Annotated in this window: 15 protein-coding genes; 2 read left to right on the forward strand and 13 right to left on the reverse strand. The window is 38.4% G+C overall.

Going from position 1 to position 18593, the window contains the following annotated elements; all coding sequences use genetic code 11:
- Nucleotides 1-2: 2 nt before the first annotated feature.
- Both KO513_RS03485 and KO513_RS03490 read right to left on the reverse strand, forming a co-directional pair.
- A complete protein-coding gene (locus tag KO513_RS03485; RefSeq protein ID WP_215912304.1) occupies nt 3-1004 on the reverse strand; it encodes a glycosyltransferase family 2 protein in 1002 nt (333 codons plus the stop codon).
- Between the two features lie 12 nt (nt 1005-1016).
- Nucleotides 1017-1463 (reverse strand): type I restriction enzyme HsdR N-terminal domain-containing protein, encoded by a 447-nt coding sequence (locus KO513_RS03490; protein ID WP_215912305.1) that lies wholly within the window; start codon nt 1461-1463, stop codon nt 1017-1019.
- 26 nt (nt 1464-1489) lie between these two features.
- Here KO513_RS03490 and holA point away from each other — a divergent pair, with 26 nt between their 5' ends.
- Entirely contained in the window at nt 1490-2491 is a 1002-nt protein-coding gene (gene holA / locus KO513_RS03495; protein ID WP_215912306.1) for a DNA polymerase III subunit delta, read from the forward strand.
- A gap of 1 nt (nt 2492) precedes the next feature.
- Here holA and KO513_RS03500 read toward each other — a convergent pair whose 3' ends face one another.
- The 7 genes from KO513_RS03500 to KO513_RS03530 all read right to left on the reverse strand — a co-directional run bounded on the left by KO513_RS03500 (nt 2493) and on the right by KO513_RS03530 (nt 14403).
- Entirely contained in the window at nt 2493-2867 is a 375-nt protein-coding gene (locus KO513_RS03500) for a DoxX family protein (RefSeq protein WP_215912307.1), read from the reverse strand.
- A gap of 120 nt (nt 2868-2987) precedes the next feature.
- On the reverse strand, nt 2988-5399 hold the full coding sequence (locus KO513_RS03505; protein WP_215912308.1) for an alpha-ketoacid dehydrogenase subunit alpha/beta: 2412 nt from the start codon (nt 5397-5399) through the stop codon (nt 2988-2990).
- Nucleotides 5400-5563: 164 nt separating this feature from the next.
- Nucleotides 5564-8419 carry a metalloprotease gene (locus KO513_RS03510; RefSeq protein WP_252735663.1) on the reverse strand — a complete coding sequence of 952 codons (2856 nt, stop codon included), beginning with the start codon at nt 8417-8419 and terminating at the stop codon, nt 5564-5566.
- An 8-nt stretch (nt 8420-8427) separates the two neighbouring features.
- Nucleotides 8428-9114, reverse strand: coding sequence for a TIGR00730 family Rossman fold protein (locus KO513_RS03515; protein ID WP_215912309.1), 687 nt, complete (start codon nt 9112-9114; stop codon nt 8428-8430).
- Between the two features lie 170 nt (nt 9115-9284).
- A complete protein-coding gene (uvrA, locus tag KO513_RS03520; protein WP_215912310.1) occupies nt 9285-12125 on the reverse strand; it encodes an excinuclease ABC subunit UvrA in 2841 nt (946 codons plus the stop codon).
- 188 nt (nt 12126-12313) lie between these two features.
- The gene (locus tag KO513_RS03525) at nt 12314-13087 is read right to left on the reverse strand and encodes a TIGR03915 family putative DNA repair protein (protein WP_215912311.1); all 774 of its coding nucleotides are present in this window, start codon (nt 13085-13087) and stop codon (nt 12314-12316) included.
- Between the two features lie 47 nt (nt 13088-13134).
- Nucleotides 13135-14403 (reverse strand): putative DNA modification/repair radical SAM protein, encoded by a 1269-nt coding sequence (locus KO513_RS03530; protein ID WP_215912312.1) that lies wholly within the window; start codon nt 14401-14403, stop codon nt 13135-13137.
- A gap of 159 nt (nt 14404-14562) precedes the next feature.
- Here KO513_RS03530 and KO513_RS03535 point away from each other — a divergent pair, with 159 nt between their 5' ends.
- The gene (locus KO513_RS03535) at nt 14563-15327 is read left to right on the forward strand and encodes an XRE family transcriptional regulator (protein ID WP_215912313.1); all 765 of its coding nucleotides are present in this window, start codon (nt 14563-14565) and stop codon (nt 15325-15327) included.
- A 6-nt stretch (nt 15328-15333) separates the two neighbouring features.
- Here KO513_RS03535 and KO513_RS03540 read toward each other — a convergent pair whose 3' ends face one another.
- The 4 genes from KO513_RS03540 to KO513_RS03555 all read right to left on the reverse strand — a co-directional run bounded on the left by KO513_RS03540 (nt 15334) and on the right by KO513_RS03555 (nt 18579).
- Entirely contained in the window at nt 15334-15768 is a 435-nt protein-coding gene (locus KO513_RS03540) for a GNAT family N-acetyltransferase (RefSeq protein WP_215912314.1), read from the reverse strand.
- 106 nt (nt 15769-15874) lie between these two features.
- Nucleotides 15875-16252, reverse strand: a complete 378-nt coding sequence (locus KO513_RS03545) for a nuclear transport factor 2 family protein (protein ID WP_215440475.1) — start codon at nt 16250-16252, stop codon at nt 15875-15877.
- A gap of 39 nt (nt 16253-16291) precedes the next feature.
- Nucleotides 16292-16906, reverse strand: coding sequence for a MarC family protein (locus KO513_RS03550; RefSeq protein WP_215440474.1), 615 nt, complete (start codon nt 16904-16906; stop codon nt 16292-16294).
- Nucleotides 16907-17088: 182 nt separating this feature from the next.
- A complete protein-coding gene (locus KO513_RS03555; protein ID WP_215912315.1) occupies nt 17089-18579 on the reverse strand; it encodes an aldehyde dehydrogenase family protein in 1491 nt (496 codons plus the stop codon).
- Nucleotides 18580-18593 lie beyond the last annotated feature (14 nt).

Raw genomic sequence — 18593 nt, forward strand, 5'->3', positions numbered from 1 at the left:
AGTTAATGTTTTACTAAATCGTTAAAATTCCTTACATGATGTACGAAATGCTGCCATACTATGGACTTCGTAAGGTAATACTTTGGGATAAAATTAGCTTTTTCCCTCACTTTATACATCTTTCCAAAATTCCTATAGAAACTTAAATGAGCTCTTAGAATTGCAAAGCAGTGGTTAAACTTAAACTGAAAAATGAAACGTAATGCTGCAATTCCGTCCAGTAAGAGACGAAATCCTATAATAGTCAGGGCTTTTTTCCGAGGTAAATTCTTTGTTATGGAAAAAAGGGAGTTTCTAAAGTTCAGATAGGTTTTTTTTGGGTTCATATTGCTTAAAGTAGATCCGCCCAAATGATAAACTTTAGAAGCACCAACATAAAATACCTTGTGACCTTTGTTTTTGGCTCTCCAACATAGATCTATTTCCTCTTGGTGGGCAAAATAGTGTTCATCAAAACCGTTAACAGACCAAAAGACCTCTTTTCTAATGAACATGCATGCCCCTGTGGCCCAAAATATTTCTAAAACATCATCATACTGCCCGTTGTCTTTTTCCAATTCCTGAAATATGCGTCCCCTGCAAAAAGGGTATCCCAACTTATCTATAAAACCTCCTGCCGCTCCGGCATACTCAAAATATTCCGGACGCATCATATCCAAAATTTTGGGTTGTATGATTGCAGCATCTTTGTTTTTCGAAAAAACTTCCAATATTGGGTGCAACCAATTTTCGGTTACCTCTACATCGGAGTTTAGAAGACAATAAACATCAGCATCTATATTTTTTAGTCCAATGTTATACCCTTTGGTAAACCCACCATTTTCTTTGTTCTGAACAATTTGTATGGTAGGATAGTTTGCTTTTATAAACGCCACGGAATCATCAGTAGAAGCGTTATCTACAACATAAACGTCAGCACCCTGGGAATACTGTACAACAGAGGGAAGGTATCTTTCAAGAAGTACCTCTCCGTTCCAGTTTAATATGACTATAGCAATGCGCAAAACGATGGCAAATTAACGGCTAAAATCAGGAATATCCCTGAGAAACATATATTTTTCTGAAGTAAAATTCATTTTGCAGTAAAAATGGTTGAGCCCGTTGGTTACCATTAGGTAATCTGCTTTAAGTTGCAGGTTATAGCGTGCTATTTGATCAAAAGTAGTTTGGTCTATGGTAATTTTAGGCGCTTTGCATTCCACTAAAATATGAATACTTCCATCAGAGTTAAAAACAACAATGTCGTATCTCTTCTTAATATTATTAATAGTGAGTTGTTTTTCAACATTTATAAGGCTGATAGGATACTTTTTCTCAAAGAGCAAATGATTAACAACGTGTTGCCTTACCCATTCTTCTGGTTGTAGCACAACAAATTTTTTGCGTATACTGTCAAAAATAAGCACGTTATTTTCGCTACTTTTGAAACGGAATTTATACTCCGGAAAATTAAGGGGTTCCATATAGCAAATTTGATGATTTTTTTTGGATGGATGAAGCAAAACAAATAGTTAGCGATATTAAGAACGGTACAATCAAACCCATTTATTTTTTATTTGGGGAAGAGCCCTATTATATTGATGCCATTGCCTCGTACATTGAGAAAAATGTTCTAGCTGAAGAAGAAAAAGGTTTTAACCAAATGGTCCTGTACGGTAAGGACGTTAGTATAGACGATATTGTTTCAAATGCAAAGCGGTATCCTATGATGGCGGAGCGGCAAGTCGTTATCGTTAAGGAAGCACAGCATCTTGTGCGCACCATAGAGAATTTAACGGCTTATGTAGACAACCCCCAAATGACAACGGTATTGGTGGTTTGTTATAAATATAAGAAACTGGACAAGCGGAAAAAATTATATAAATCCGTACAAAAGGCAGGTGTTCTTTTTGAAAGCAAGAAGCTGTACGAAAACCAAGTTTCCGATTGGATAAGGAAAAACTTGCAGGGTAGAGGATATAGTATTTCTCACAAGGCGGCCATATTACTTACTGAATATCTAGGAACGGATTTAAGTAGAATAAACAACGAAATAGAAAAGTTACAGTTGGTATTACCAAAGCAGAGTGAAATTACGCCTGCCGAAATTGAAGCTCATATTGGTATTAGCAAGGACTATAACAATTTTGAGCTGAAAAAAGCCATTGGCGAAAGAAATGTGCTTAAAGCAACACGTATTATAAATTACTTTGCTCAAAATCCAAAAGACAACCCTTTTGTGTTGACCGTTACTTTGTTGCATACTTTTTTCTCTCAGCTTTTACAATATCACGGGCTAAAGGATCATTCGCCCAAAAGTGTAGCAAGTGCTTTACGTATTAATCCTTATTTCGTGGGGGAATTTCAGACAGCCGCACGTAACTATCCTATGAAAAAGGTGAGCGGTATCGTTTCCGCTTTAAGAGAAATGGATTTAAAGGCCAAAGGGGTAGGGGCCAATGTTAACTCTCAGGAAGACCTACTGAAAGAACTTCTGGTAAAGATTATCTAAATTATCTTTTGTCGACACTGTATTTTCCAGGACCTAATAAGATAATTGCCACAAATATCACAAAATAAATAAGGGCCAGCTCTTTCTTTTGGAAAGGGTCCGCACCGTGTACGATAAATGCGGCAACAGCCATAGTAATTGCCGTTGGAATTGCAGCCCATCTGGTCTTAAAACCAAAAATGATTAAAATAGGACAAACCAATTCCGCTAGTACAGCTAAAAATAAAGAAGGAGTGGAGCCCATTCCTATTGGATCACCAAATTCTACACCGTTGATTAACATTTGCAATTTTCCATATCCGTGAACAGCCATCATAGCTGACGCTGCAATTCGTAATAGAGCTAAGCCAATATCTTTCAAAAGGGAATTTGACATGTTATTTTGAGTTTACATTAAAGATAAAAGTATTCTTTTTTATGAATTAGCCCAAATACATTTGCAATAAATATTTTTGTCAAAACACGTCACATTTGAACTCTGTTGATTACGAATAGGTTAGCGTAATTTAGGAAAGCTTTCAGGGTCTAGTTCATTCATGATAGCGTAAACTTTTTCAAAAACATCCTCTATATTAGGTTTTGAAAAATAGTCGCCGTCCGTACCATAAGCAGGTCTGTGAGCCTGCGCGCTAAGCGTTTGTGGTGCAGAATCCAAATAAGCATATGCCCCTTGTTTTTCTATGATTTCATTGAGTATGTAAGCGGAACATCCTCCTGGCACATCCTCGTCTACCACTAGAACCCTATTGGTCTTCTTTATGCTCTCTAGGGTATCATGATACACGTCAAAGGGCAACAGTGTTTGTGCATCTATAACCTCTGCATCAATCCCAACTTCTTTTAGTTCTTCTGCAGCTTTTAACACAAGTCTTAGCGTAGATCCATAAGAAACAATGGTAATATCGGTTCCTTGTTTTATGGTTTCAACTTTTCCTATTGGCGTATAGAATTCCCCTAAATTAATCGGTTTTGGTTCTTTAAGCCTATAGCCGTTAAGACTTTCAATTACTAGAGCAGGCTCATCGGTCTTTAACAGTGTATTATAGAAACCGGCCGCTTGGGTCATGTTTCTAGGAGATAAAATGTACATACCGCGAAGTGAATGTATCAATGTTCCCATAGGAGAGCCCGAATGCCAAATACCTTCTAAGCGATGCCCTCTTGTACGTACAATTAAAGGTGCTTTTTGCTTTCCAAAGGTTCTGTAGCGTAAGCAGGCCACATCATCCGTTAAGGTTGCCAGTGCATAGAATATGTAATCCAAATATTGAATCTCAGCAATAGGGCGAAGTCCTCTTAGGGCCATGCCTGTACCTTGTCCTATAATAGTTGTTTCCCGTATACCGGTATCCGCAACGCGGAACTTACCATATTTTTCCTGTAAACCCTCAAGACCTTGGTTTACGTCTCCAATGGCTCCGCTGTCCTCACCAAAAACTATGGCATTTGGGTATTTCTCAAATATTTTATCAAAATTGTCCCGGAGAATAATACGGCCGTCAACATTTTCGGTGTTGTCCGCATATTTAGGCTTTACTTCGGCTACGCTTAACGCCCCTGTAGGCCCATCATTATAAAGGTCAGCGCTATATAAGGGTTGTGTTTCGGCAAGAAAGGTATTCGTCCATTCTACGAGTTCTTGTTTCTCAGGAAAGGACTCGCCTATGAGATATCTAAGCGCTTTTCTTGAACTAACGGCTAAATCCTTTTTAATGGGCTCTTCTATCGCTATGAGGTCATTTTTTACTTTGGCGATAAAATTTTTATTCTGACTTTTTGCCGATGCCCTGTCGAGTATAGCTGCCAATTGTTTTTTAAGAGTCTTGTGACTTTCCAAGTATTCTGACCAGGCTTCTCTTTTAGCAGATCTAACTTCTCGTACAATGGCTTTTTCAATAGCCTTAAGCTCATCGTCCGTAGTAATACCTGTTTCTAAAATCCATTCGCGGAAACGCTTGTTGCAATCATTCTCTTTTTCCCATTCCAGTCGGGCTTTGTCTTTGTAACGTTCGTGAGAACCGGAAGAAGAATGTCCCTGCGGTTGGGTAAGCTCGGTTACATGAATAATAACGGGTACATGTTCCTCTCGTGCTATGTCCGAAGCGTTTTCATAGGCATGCATCAGGGCAGTGTAATCCCACCCTTTAACTTTTAATAGCTCATAGCCTTCCTGTTCTTCGGTTCGCTTAAAACCACTTAGGATTTCGGAAATATCCTCTTTTGTAGTGTGATATTCCGCAGGTACGGAAATACCATAATCATCGTCCCAAATGCTGATTACCATAGGTACTTGAAGCACTCCTGCGGCATTAATGGTCTCTAGAAACATTCCTTCACTGGTACTTGCGTTTCCAATGGTGCCCCAAGCTACTTCATTGCCGTTGTTGGAAAAGTTAGTGGCGTCTACATTGTTCAGGTTCCTATACATTTTAGAAGCTTGTGCTAGGCCAAGTAATCTGGGCATTTGTCCTGCCGTACAGGAAATATCTGCACTACTATTTTTCTGTTCGGTTAGATTTTTCCAGCTTCCATCCTCATTAAGGCTATGCGTTACATAATGCCCACCCATTTGCCTACCGGCACTCATAGGTTCCTTTTCAATATCCGTAGTGGCGTAAAGTCCGTGAAAAATGTCTTTTGGAGTAAGAAGGCCCAGTGCCATCATAAACGTCTGGTCACGGTAATAGCCGCTTCTAAAATCTCCGTCCTTGAAAGATCGGGCCATGGCCAACTGTGGTAGTTCCTTACCATCTCCAAAGATTCCGAATTTTGCTTTTCCGGTCAAAACTTCTTTCCTACCCAATAAGCTACATGTTCTACTAAGAACAGCAATTTTGTAATCGCTTATAATTTGGGTCTTGAAATCATCAAACGTAATATCATTACTGGTTTTAGGCGATGTATCCATTAAGCTGTATGAGTTTTTACAAAAATAGCAAACTGCTAGCATTTTTACAATGCTTGCAGAACTTAGTTGATCAAAATATATTTAAAAAAGGAAGGAAACCAATAGTATATTGATAATTGAAGTTTGATATAATAAGATTATATTAAGAATTCAACAATCAAATACTAAAACCATTTTCGGGTAAATAGGCCAATTAGAGTTTTTGGACTTACGGTAACAATAAATCTAATTTTCTCCCCATACAATGGTTGGGATACTTCCCAGCCATTATTGGAATATAAAGGGAAGTAAAGTTCAAAATAATCGGTTAGAAGGTTTAAACGAACCCCTGAATCATAAACGAACTTTCCGCTAAGACCTTTGTTTTTAACATAACCTAAATCTCCATAAATCTCAATCCATTTCCAAAGATTAACACTAGTGTTTATGGTAGTTAGATAGTCATTGGCAAACCTATATTCTTCAGGGAGAAAGGATTTAAAACCACCCTCGGCAATAATTATTTGCTGGCTATAGATTCCTGAGTCTTCCGATCGGCCCAAATAACCATAATCGAATAAATAATCCGTAGGACGGTCTAGCGCAAAACTATAGTAATTAGGGTCTGCATAATCCGTTGTTTTATTACGTATAAATTTACCGGCATAAAAACGAAAGTTGAACTGTCGGTTGTTTTCAAACAGTTTACGGTACTCTAATTCAAAGGCTACTTTTGTAAAATCACTGGCATGCTGGGCATCTGCAAACCAAGAAACATAGTCAATAATCCCAGGGTTTCTATTGGTGTACCTTACGTTAAGAATGCTATAATCCGGCGGAGTTTCAAAGTCACCTAATTCTTCGGCCTTATCCCGCAGAACATTCACATATCTAAAACGTAGAAACTCCCGCTTATTGGAAATCAAGTTTGCCGGTCTCCACCCAAAAGTGATGGAAGGGGTTATGGTAGAATACCTGGAGTTTTCTTGAAAATGATACGTTGAACCTCCTAGGCTGTAATTGGCTAGATAAAGCCCGCTTTTGCTAAGATATTTACGGTATGAAACTCTTCCCGAACCTACAAAAGACTTTTCCCTAAAAGAATAGGAGGGGGCAAAATCGTATACGAAAGGGCGCTCCAGTAATGTTTTGTTATACAGGCGCATCCCTGGAGTCCAGCCATCATAAATATTGAAGTTTAGAATTGGGACATAAAAAACCTGATTGTAATACGGGTTTTCAGAATCCCTAAAGAAAGTAAACTTCAGCTTTTTATTCCCCGAGAAAAAACCTCCTAAAGATTTCCAGTTATCCCTCTGGTTGAACTCCGGAATTTTCTGGTCGTAGTTTAGAACAAGACGCTTTTCCTCATTTTTAGGAATGGTAACGGTCTTGATATCGCCTATATCGGAAAACCAATATTTAGACACTACAGAATCGTTCTTAAGCCCGAACAGAGAAATAGGTACATTTGTGCCTTTTTTATTCTTTATGGTTACGCGCAAAGAGTCTTCGGTTTTCTCTACCTTTTTAATCTTAAAATCTATTTTACGGTCCGTGGTTACATAATCCTTAAAAAACCAGTCAATATCTTTTTCCGAGGCCCTTTTTAGGATGGATTCAAAATCCAACGTTTTTACTTGACTAAGCCTATAGTGCTTGTAAAAAGTCTTTATACTTTTATCTACTTTATCTTTTCCTATATAACTGGCCAAATAGGCGAGACCAAGCCCAGCTTTATATTTATTGGCTATTTTTTGATTGAATTTGATAAGGGAATCATTACTAGTACTTAATGGTTGGTCTAAATTGGTACGTGCGGTAAGCATGTATAAGAACGGATACTGCTCGTTGAAATCCATTTTAGCTAGATTGAAGCTCCGTATGCCCCAAATTTTGGATAATTTTCCAAGTAATTTTTGGTCCGGGTAATACTGCTCTACAAATTCTATCATAAGATAGTTGGCAATAGCATCACTTAACCATTGCTCTTTTCTTGGGTCTAAGAAAAGAGTCTCTTCCAAAATGTTGATAAGCGCCGTTTTTAAGAACTTCATTTCAAATTGAAACTGCTCTTCATAAGGGCGAATAAACGACGGTAATTGATTGATACCGTAAAGTGGATTTTTCTCATAATCAAGCTGGCTTACCAAAAGCTGACGATGAGGGTATTGTCCTAAATTATTCTCTATAAACTCAGTAACTCTGTTAATGGACAACCCCTTAAAAACATCCTCGTACTTGACCGCTTCAATATCAGTTATTACCGTTATTTGTGGAGTAACGTGAGTCATAAATCGCTTCTCCGGGCTAAGCAAAATTTCGCAGTTTTTTTGCTGTTCTGCAGTCAATTGAGCCATTTGTCCGTTTGAAATGGAGTTATTGCCCAATACGGTAAAATTGGAAGCCAAGTTCAAGTTGTTTGGGTAGACAAAATTTACCGTGGTTTCTGTTACGCCGGTATATAGGTCCTCTAAATTTTTATTGGAGTACAGATGCCAAGCTCCATCAAAATAGGCTGGTGTTAAATACCAGTCTTTTAAGTAGTAACTGTTTTTCCTCTTGTCATACCCGTAGGGCGTAAACTTGTTTTCAGGAAGTTTAATCGTATACGTTAAGAAGAGTTTTGCAGATTCACCGGGAGGTAGCGGGCTGTTTAAATCAATTTTTAAAATGTCCTCACCCGTGGTGCGTTTCCAATGAAGACCTCTGTATTCATCGTCCACAGCACTCATGATGCTCGTATACCCTCTTTCTTCTTTTTTGGCTAAGTGAAGGCTTTTCTTGAATTCCTCTGAAAAGCGTTTGGCCAAGCCTGTATTTTTACTGGCATAAGCATGGGCCCAGTCATTAAAATACAAGGTGCTCAACGTTACATTGGAATTGTTCTTATACGTAAATTCCTGTTGAATTTGTATTTCCTTGCTTTCTCCGTCAAGAGTGGCGGTCAGGACATTTTCATGCTGTGCCGCCAATTGTTGACAACCGTTAAACAAAACGGTTCCAAGGCAAAAATAAAATATGAGGGATTTGATTTTCAAGTATACTATTAAAAATTAGGACTCAAGTTTCGGCCCTTGTAGAATGCATCAATAATATCTACAACTTCATCTTCAGTGTCGGCAATTTTAATAAGGTCCAGGTCATGGGCACTTATGTTTTTTACTTCCAACATTGTGTTTTTAATCCAGTCCATAAGACCCGTCCAAAATTCACTTCCAACAAGAATAATAGGGAACTTTTCAATTTTATTGGTTTGGATAAGTGTTATGGCCTCAAACAGTTCATCTAAGGTTCCAAAACCACCGGGCATGACCACAAAACCCTGGGAGTATTTTACGAACATGACCTTTCTAACAAAAAAATAGTCAAAATCCAGACTCTTGTCAGAATCAATAAATGGGTTGTCATGCTGTTCAAAAGGAAGGTCTATGTTCAAACCTACTGAGGTTCCTCCTGCCAAATGGGCTCCTTTATTCCCTGCTTCCATAATACCAGGGCCACCTCCAGTAATTACACCATATCCGGCTTCTGCTATGCTTTTAGCAATACTAACGGCCAATTCATAATATTTATCGCCTTCCTTGGTACGAGCGGAACCAAAAATGGAAACACAGGGACCTATGTTCCCCATCTTTTCAAATCCCATTACAAACTCGCCCATTATCTTAAAAATGGCCCAAGAATCGTTAGTTTTTATTTCGTTCCAACCTTTATGGTGTTGTTCTTTTCTCATGTATAATTCCTATTATTTGTCTAAAATAATCCACTTCACAAAACAGCTAACGGTTTTGATAGAGATTTAAGTGTATGTTATTTTTATTTCTTCTTTTTATTACAGCGAATGAATTTATTGCTTTTATTTCATTCTACGTAAACTAGGCTCAATTATAATTGAATCTTCCCTTAATCGGGGATGTTTAACTCGGGCCTTAAGTATTTTGCCGTGTAGCTTTTTTTGTCTTGTGCCACTTCTTCAGGAGTTCCCTTTGCTACGACTTTTCCGCCGCCGCGACCACCTTCGTAACCAATATCGATGATGTAATCGGCCATTTTAATGACATCCATATTGTGCTCAATTACCAATATGGTATTTCCTTTGTCTACTAATTTGGTCAAAACTTCCATTAAAACACGAATATCTTCAAAATGAAGACCTGTAGTAGGCTCATCCAAAATATAAAATGTGTTACCGGTGTCCCGTTTTGAGAGCTCCGTAGCCAACTTAATCCGTTGCGCCTCACCCCCTGAAAGTGTAGTGGATTGCTGGCCTAAAGAGATGTAACCAAGACCCACGTCTTGAATGGTTTTTAATTTTCTATGAATTTTTGGAATGAGCTCAAAAAAATCAACGGCTTCGTTGATGGTCATTTCCAAAACGTCTGCTATGGACTTGCCTTTGTAACGTATTTCTAAGGTTTCTCTATTGAAACGTTTCCCGTTACAGGTTTCGCATTCTACATAAACGTCCGGTAAAAAATTCATTTCAATTACCCGTAGGCCACCACCTTGACATGTTTCGCATCTACCACCTTTTACGTTAAAACTAAACCTACCAGGTTTATAACCTCGTATGGCAGCTTCGGGTGTTTTTGCAAACAAAGACCTGATTTCACCAAATACACCTGTATAGGTAGCTGGGTTTGATCTAGGAGTCCTTCCTATTGGCGACTGGTTAATATCAATTACCTTGTCTATATGTTCTAGGCCCGTTATTTTTTTATAGGGCATAGGTTTTTTTACCCCGTTAAAATAGTGGGCGTTCATAATAGGGTAGAGCGTTTCGTTTATTAAAGTGGATTTTCCACTGCCCGAAACTCCTGTAACACCTATCATTTGGCCTAGCGGTAATGATATGGATACATTCTTGAGGTTGTTCCCTGTGCAACCGGAAAGTGTAATTTTCTTTCCGTTTCCTTTTCTCCGTTTTTCGGGAACAGCAATCTGTTTTTTTCCTGTTATATAGTCTGCTGTGAGTGTATTTTCGTTTTTTAGGCCTTCCGGAGTACCTTGAGATATAATTTCACCTCCATGTTTTCCGGCCCTTGGGCCAATATCTATAACATGATCGGCACACTCTATCATATCACGATCATGTTCCACAACAATTACCGAGTTGCCAATATCCCTTAGTGCTTCCAGCGATTGAATCAAACGGGTATTGTCCCGTTGATGCAGACCAATGCTAGGTTCGTCTAAAATATAGAGGACACCCACCAATTGGGAACCAATCTGGGTAGCCAATCGTATACGTTGTGCTTCCCCTCCCGAAAGGGATTTTGAACTTCGGTTCAAGGAAAGATAATCCAGGCCTACATCTAAAAGAAACTGAATTCGGGTCTTGATTTCTTTGATGATTTCCTCGGCAATTTTCAGTTGGTTACCTTCCAGTTTTTTCTCCAACCCTTTAAAGAAAAGGGCTAGTTCGGCAATATCCAAATGGGCCAATTGAGCTATATTCTTTTCATCAACTTTAAAATAAAGTGATTCCTTACGCAAGCGGGTACCTTCGCATACAGGACAGGAAACTTTATCCATATATTCCTTGGCCCAACGCTTTAGAGCTGTTGTACCGGCCTCTTCATATTGGTTTTTGATAAAATTGGCAATACCTTCGTAGTCAATTTTATAGTTTCGTTTAACTCCCAACGTCTTGGAGTCTACCTCAAAACTTTCATGCCCTCCATGAAGCAATATATTAATAGCTTCATCCGAAATTTTGGAAATGGGATCCGTAAGTTCAAATCCGTACCGTTGTGCAATGGTCTCTATCTGCTTAAAGGCCCATGATTTTTTATAATCCCCTAACGGAGCAATTCCCCCGGACTTTATGGATAACTTTTTATTGGGGAAAATCTTTTTCTCGTTTACTTCGTAGACATGACCCAATCCGTTGCAGTTGGGGCACATACCTTTTGGGGAGTTAAAAGAAAAAGTGTTCGGTTCAGGAACTGGATAGGATATACCGGTTGAGGGGCACATGAGGTCCCTGCTGAAATACCGTGCCACAGATTCTCCTTCTTCCAGCACCATAAGCACATTGTCACCGCTATACATGGCGGTGTTTAGGGTTTCGGAGAGACGTTTATCCATCTCTTCGGAATCACTTACTTTAAGACGGTCTATGACAATTTCAATGTCGTGGGTCTTGTACCGATCCACTTTCATCCCTTTGGTAATATCCTTTACTTCGCCATCAACTCTAACCTTTACAAAACCTTGCTTGGCAATCTGCTCAAAGAGCTCTCTATAATGCCCTTTTCTGGATTTAATGACCGGAGCTAGTACATTTATCTTTTTGCCGTTGTAATCTTTTTTGATAAGTTCCTTTATCTGCTCATCACTATAACTCACCATTTTTTCTCCGGTGTTATAGCTGTAAGCATCTCCGGCACGTGCAAAAAGTAAGCGGAGGAAATCGTAAATTTCGGTAATTGTACCTACTGTGGAACGGGGAGATTTTGATGTGGTCTTCTGTTCAATGGCGATAACGGGAGATAGACCATCAATTTTATCCACATCGGGTCTTTCCAGGCCACCTAGAAACTGTCTGGCGTAGGCCGAAAACGTTTCAATGTAACGTCGTTGCCCTTCGGCATAAATCGTGTCAAAAGCAAGTGAGGACTTCCCACTTCCCGAAAGACCGGTTATAACCACCAGTTTCTCTCTAGGTATGGTAACATCTATATTTTTAAGGTTATGGACCCGAGCGCCCTGAACCTCAATATTTTCTTCGTAATCTATCATTTTCTATAGCAAAGTTGCAAAGGTACGTTTTTGACCTTTAACAAAGAAAGTCCCGTTACTTATATCTATGTTAAGGAAACCCTTGAAGAACGTGCAGTTGCAGGTGATAATAGGTAAATGGAGTAAAATTTTATTGGATAGAATCCAATTTCATTAGCTACTCCCATTTGAGAAATTGGAATGTGTAATTAGACTGCTTTTTTCTCGCTTAAATATTTCCAATAACGTTTGGGAACATGTTGTTTGTGCAGCTTTAAATTGATGCGTGATTTAATATTTGTGCTCTTGAAGTAAATGTTCCAAAGGTCTTGGTAATCATACTCAATATCAGTAAAATGAGCACTCTTTTTTAAGCTATTCGTGTAGATGTCCTCTAAATCCAAAGATACAACTTCTACTTTGTCCAAATCGTAAAAAATACCATACTTACGCTTTACATCATAAATTAACCATTGTTGATCAGCGTAACGGGACCGGAAGTGTTTTGAGATTAATGGCAATACATCAAAATCCGGCTCTATGTTGGAGAAATAGATGCCGTCCTTTGTCAACTGAAACCGAACGAAAGCTTCCATGCGGTGCTTTTCGCGACCAACGGACCTTGCAGTTTGACTAATCTTTAGAACAACCCCATCCGAATAATCAGACGCTACAGAACTATCGGAAGCAAATAACTTTCGAATATAACGGTACAATAACAGCTCAATTCCTTTGGTTTCGCTTAAGAAAGCAAAATAGACATCTTTAATAGCGGTATGGCTCTTTTTGTCAATACCGTTCCAGACCCGTTTTGCCTTGTCCATTTGGGTAAAAATAGTCTCAGTTTCCGAAAAGAGTCCGCTTTGTGAAGCTGTGTTCTTTTGAATATCCGCTATTTGAACTTTTTCATCAAAAGCTACAAAAATAGCTGTCAAAAATCCGTTGAAACTTCCATCGTAAATTAAAGTTTTTGTAGCATTCATAGTTCTATATTTTGTTCTGTTCGTAAACTGTTTCTGTCAACCAAAAATCAACTGAATAACTGCAATTGATTACTATATTCCTTTCTAAATTTTCCAACGGAGTTTTGGAGTATAAGTCCCTTTATTTTGGCTCCTTCCATATCCTTGTGCTCCCATCTACTGGAGTCACAAACAATAAAGTATTTCGCCCTGTTCAAGGCCACACCTATTTTCTTTAAATGGTCCCAGTTTAGCTTTCTGAAACGACGCGCATGAATAATTTTATGTACCGATTTCATTCCTAAGCCAGGCACACGGGCCAATACATTCTTATCCGCTTTATTGATGTCAACAGGAAAATATTGCATATTACGTAGGGCCCAGCCTAATTTGGGGTCTACATCCATATCTAGATTAGGGTGGTCGTTATTTAGAATTTCCTGAACACCAAACCCGTAAAAGCGCAAAAGCCAATCGGTTTGGTACAAGCGGTTTTCACGGAGCATGGGCACTTGGGTTCCAATAGCCGGAAGCCTGCTGTCTTCGGCAACGGGAACATAACCGGAATAATAGACCCGCTTCATATTGTAATTTTTATAATAATGGGTAGCAGAGTACATAATATCCTTATCCGATTCCCCGGTTGCACCAACAATCATTTGGGTGCTTTGTCCTGCAGGAGCATATTTGGGTGTGCTTTTAATTATTTTCTTCTCTGATTTATATTGAATAATCTCATTTTTGACCTTTAGCATAGGTTTTGTGAAGTCTTCGTGCTTCTTGTCGGGAGCCAATAGTTTTAACCCTGAAATGGTAGGGACCTCAATATTTACGGAGAGTCTATCTGCATACAGACCGGCTTCCCGCATAAGTTCATCACTGGCACCGGGAATGGATTTTAAGTGGATGTACCCATTAAAATTCTCCTCCAATCTTAATTTTTTGGCCACGGCAACCAATCTTTCCATAGTATAATCTGGGCTTTTGAAAATGCCCGAGCTAAGAAAAAGACCTTCTATATAATTGCGTCTATAAAAATTGATGGTCAAATCTACCACCTCTTGAATTTTGAAAGCGGCCCGCTTAACATCATTGCTTTTACGAGTCACGCAATAGGCACAGTCAAAAATACAGTGATTGGTAAGTAATATTTTCAATAATGAAACACAGCGGCCATCTTCGGTATAGCTGTGACATATACCCATACCACTGCTATCTCCAAGGCCTTGGGTGTTGTTTTTGCGGACGCTCCCACTACTGGAGCAGGAAACATCATATTTAGCGGCATCGGCCAGAATGTTTAATTTTTCCTTGATTCTATCAAAAGATAACGACATAATCGAATTTTGTATTTAATCCAAATTTATGGAAAAATTCCATATTATGGATATAATCCAAATAATATTTTGGAGTATGTCCAAATTGTGTATATTTGAAGGGGAAAGGTTATGGCCTAGTTCTAATCTTTTCTTCAATCATTGATAATTCAGAATTGTATGGAAAATGAAATCACTTTAAAGCGTTTTACCGATGTTAGACGAGAACTAGGTTATACGCAAGCCGAGTTTGCCAAACTTTTGGGGGTGTCCAGTACCACGGCGGATATTGAACGTGGGCGGACCAAACTTTCAGGAAAAGTAGTGATGGAACTTCTAAAACAGTTTAAAATCAATCCGCTATGGTTGTTCGGTGATAGCGAAAACCAATATTTGGAGACTTCCAAGGTAAGTGTAATTCCAAAAGTGGTAACCGTAGATAATGCCGGAAACGATAATATGGTTTTGGTCAATGCCAAAGCTGCAGCAGGTTATCCACAAAACATTCAAGATACAAGTTGGTACGAACAGCTTCCTGCGTTTGATTTACCCATTCCGGAATTTAGAAATGCTACATATCGCGGGTTTCAGGTAGATGGAGATAGTATGTTGCCCAATCTTAGGTCAGGGGAGTGGGTGTTGGCCAAGGCCGTGGAACACATAGATGATGTGAGTCAAAATAAAATGTATGTTGTGGTGCTAGAAGACGCCGTCTTGGTTAAAAAAGTAGAAAGGAGACCTAATTCCAACAATGTAACCTTGGTTTCACTCAATGAAACTTATCCACCTTATGATATTAAACCGTTTCAAATTCAGGAAATTTGGGAAGTAAGCAGTAGAATTACTTTTGGCGAAGACGCTACCACGGAAAAAGGTTTATTAAGACAATTGCAAGAATCTATGGACGAACTAAAAAGTCAACTTCGCCATGTTAAAAAAGTGTAAGCAAATCTAAGATTCTGCTATTTTAAGATTGTAAACACCGCTATTCCTTAACGTAAAACCAAGGCTTTTATAGAGCGAAATTGCCGGGGTTCTATGGTGGCCCGAAAACAAAATAATCTCATCAAGATTCAGATGCTTGGCTTCTCCCAATAGTTTTTCCATCAATTTTCTACCGATGCCTTTTCCACGGTATTCACTGTCCACAACTACATCTTCAACCAATCCGCGATAACCGGAAATTACCTTGTAGGTAGCCAATAGAGCAATGCCCACAATATGACCTTCGTCTTTGCAAGCCGCTAAAATCACATGATTTTCATCTTGAAGTATTTGATGCAATGGTCTTTGTTTGTTCTTGTCATTCAGTTGTTTATACAAATTCTGAATTTCAACTTGTACTTGGTCGTTAAGGTCGTATTTGTGTAATATTTCAATGGTCATGTGTTGTAGTGTTTTAGTAAGATAAAACTAAGAATATATTGGTGATAAAGGTATTCGCTATTCTTAAAATTGACACAAAATAAGCTCGTTTCAATAGAGCTCCGTATTAATACATGGTGTTAGGATTGGCCGATGTTTTTGGAATTTGCTGAATGGAATCCCAGTGTTCACATATTTTTCCGTAATCGTCAAAACGAAAAAAATCCATGGTGACGTACTGATCATTATCCGGCCAAATTTGGTGAGTGTGCAGGGCTACTAAATTTCCTTCGGCAACGGCGCGTACAAATTCAATAGATTTCTCAGGGTATTCCCGTTGCATTCTTTCAAAATAATCAATGAACCCCTGTGGGCCATTGGCAACATGCGGATTATGTTGAATATAAGTACCCCCGCAATAAGTTTCAATAGCAGCTTTGGGGTTTCCTTCGTAGGCCATCTTATAAAAAGCTATGGCATTTTGTTTGTTTCTTTTAGTGTTCATATTCCCCAAAATTTAAGTTGAAAAGTATATAACCCTTAGCTAGAGGGAGAACGATATTTTAATACCTTGGATAATCATATCCGTTCCTATGATAGCTATGATCAAACCCATGATTTTCCCGATTACGGATATAACGTTGTTCCCGATTTTTTTGATAAACCATTCACTTAACATAAAAGTAAAATAGGTCATAAAACATAAGAGTCCGAAAATAAGTATGACCATTCCTATTTTAATGTAGCCCGCGTTAGAAACAAAGTTCATGCCGGTCACTATAGTACCGGGGCCTGCCAGTATGGGTATGGCTAGAGGTGAAATGGCAATGTTTTCATCAATATTCGTTTCTTTTAAATGCTTTACATTGGATTTTTTGGATTGCAGCATATCAAACCCAACTACAAAAACCAAAATACCTCCTGTAATTTTAAATGCAGGTATGGTAATACCGAAAAGAAGAAAGATAAACTTTCCTAGAACAAGAAATACGGTTACAATAATGAAAGCCGTAAATGTGGCTCTTTTGCTAATGTTCCGTTGTGTTTTTCTATCCGCTCCTTCAACCAAGGATAAAAAAATAGGCATGTTGGAAAGTGGATTCATTATGGCGAAAAAACCAGTGAAAACAGTAATTGAAAAGGTAAGAAGGTTGTCCATTTATATTTTAAGCTTCTATAAAATAGGGAGAGCACCTAGAAGTTTTAAAAGAGACTTCCTTCTCATAACCTAGTTGTATAGATATTTTGACGTACAAGTTAGCCAAAAAAAACTGTATGCTAGGGTAGTAGTGTGAACGTTACCCTTAGCATACAGAAAAATCGATACTTGACATAAATTTTCTATTGAAAATCCGATGCTTTAAACGGATATTTTCTTGGTGTTTTTTGAATAGTAACCCAATGTGCAACCGTAAAAGACTTCACTCCCCATTGTCCATTAAAACGACCTAAACCAGAGTTTTTAACGCCTCCAAAAGGTGCATAAGCACTATCATTAACTGGTTGGTCATTAATATGAGTCATGCCAGCTTCAATACCTTGTGCAAACACCATTCCTTTACCTTCATCTCTTGTAAACACAGAACTAGACAAACCGTAATCTGTTGCGTTAGCTAAGCGTAAAGCATCTTCCATATCTTTTGCTCTTGCAATAGATACCGCTGGTCCAAATATTTCGTTTTTAAATAATGGACAATTTTCATCTACATCCACAAAAATATGTGGAGGCATGTGTAAACCTTCAGCTTCTCCACCTAAAGCCATTTTATAACCTTCGGCTTTTGCTGCTTCTATTAAACCTTTTACAGTATTAAACTGAGCTTGATCAATGATAGGTCCTATAAACGTATCAGGATCATTCATATCCAGACGTTTTAAGCTTTTAACCTTTGCTATAAATTTCTCTGTAAATTCATCATAGACTTTATCTTCAACAATAATTCTATTGATAGCCATACAAATCTGACCTTGGTTCATAAATTTACCCCAAGCAGCAGCTTCAACAGCTTGATCAATGTCTGCATCTTCCAGTACTACAAACGGACTATTACCACCTAATTCTAACTCGATATTTTTAATAATATCTGCTTCCAAAGCATTTTTACCAACTTGACGACCTACAGGTGTTGATCCTGTAAAAGAGATTAGCTTAGAAATTGGGTGCTTAGTAATTGCACTACCTATAGAGCTTCCTCCACCTGGCAATACACTTAATAACCCTTTAGGAAAACCTGCTTCTTCTAAAAATGAAGCAAAAATTAACCCTCCTGTAACAATTGATGTAGATGCTGGTTTTAAAACTACAGCGTTACCAACTGCTATTGCAGGTCCTAACGTACGTGCTGTTAACTGTCCAGGAAAATTCCAAGGAGAAATTAAACCAATAACGCCTAATGGTTTTCTAATGGCAACAGATTCTTTGCCTTCTATATCTTGTGGTAATATTTTACCTTCTACTAATAACGGTAAGTGTACGCTACTTTCAAAAACACTCGCTACTAATTCTGCTTCAAAATACCCTTTTGCTAATGTTGCTCCTACTTCTTTTCTTGCCCATTCTGCGAACTCTTGCTTTCTGTTTCTAATCACTTCAGCCAACTTAAGCATCATCCTACTTTTTTCAGGAGGTAATACGGCAGCCCATTTTTTTTGTGCTATTGCAGCTAGTTCAAACGCTTCGTTTACATCATCGGTAGATGCTCCGTTTAAGGTAAATAACTCTTCTTGGTTCCAAGGGTTAATATTTTTTATGGCTGGTCCGTTTCCGTCTTTCCACTCACCACCTATAAATATTTTTTGAGTATAATTTGGTAATTGTTCTTGTGTTTTCATTTTCAATGTGTTTT

Origin of the sequence: Zobellia sp. B3R18, assembly GCF_018860715.1 — a bacterium.
Classification (GTDB): Bacteria; Bacteroidota; Bacteroidia; order Flavobacteriales; family Flavobacteriaceae; genus Zobellia; species Zobellia russellii.

Bases quoted from the DNA above. Each gene is read 5' to 3' on its own strand.
- KO513_RS03490 (WP_215912305.1), bottom strand. From the start codon at position 1,463: ATGGAACCCCTTAATTTTCCGGAGTATAAATTCCGTTTCAAAAGTAGC.
- KO513_RS03550 (WP_215440474.1), bottom strand. From the start codon at position 16,906: ATGGACAACCTTCTTACCTTTTCAATTACTGTTTTCACTGGTTTTTTC.
- KO513_RS03535 (WP_215912313.1), top strand. From the start codon at position 14,563: ATGGAAAATGAAATCACTTTAAAGCGTTTTACCGATGTTAGACGAGAA.
- KO513_RS03540 (WP_215912314.1), bottom strand. From the start codon at position 15,768: ATGACCATTGAAATATTACACAAATACGACCTTAACGACCAAGTACAA.
- KO513_RS03530 (WP_215912312.1), bottom strand. From the start codon at position 14,403: ATGTCGTTATCTTTTGATAGAATCAAGGAAAAATTAAACATTCTGGCC.
- KO513_RS03515 (WP_215912309.1), bottom strand. From the start codon at position 9,114: ATGAGAAAAGAACAACACCATAAAGGTTGGAACGAAATAAAAACTAAC.
- KO513_RS03500 (WP_215912307.1), bottom strand. From the start codon at position 2,867: ATGTCAAATTCCCTTTTGAAAGATATTGGCTTAGCTCTATTACGAATT.
- KO513_RS03505 (WP_215912308.1), bottom strand. From the start codon at position 5,399: ATGGATACATCGCCTAAAACCAGTAATGATATTACGTTTGATGATTTC.
- uvrA (WP_215912310.1), bottom strand. From the start codon at position 12,125: ATGATAGATTACGAAGAAAATATTGAGGTTCAGGGCGCTCGGGTCCAT.
- KO513_RS03555 (WP_215912315.1), bottom strand. From the start codon at position 18,579: ATGAAAACACAAGAACAATTACCAAATTATACTCAAAAAATATTTATA.
- KO513_RS03545 (WP_215440475.1), bottom strand. From the start codon at position 16,252: ATGAACACTAAAAGAAACAAACAAAATGCCATAGCTTTTTATAAGATG.
- KO513_RS03525 (WP_215912311.1), bottom strand. From the start codon at position 13,087: ATGAATGCTACAAAAACTTTAATTTACGATGGAAGTTTCAACGGATTT.
- holA (WP_215912306.1), top strand. From the start codon at position 1,490: ATGGATGAAGCAAAACAAATAGTTAGCGATATTAAGAACGGTACAATC.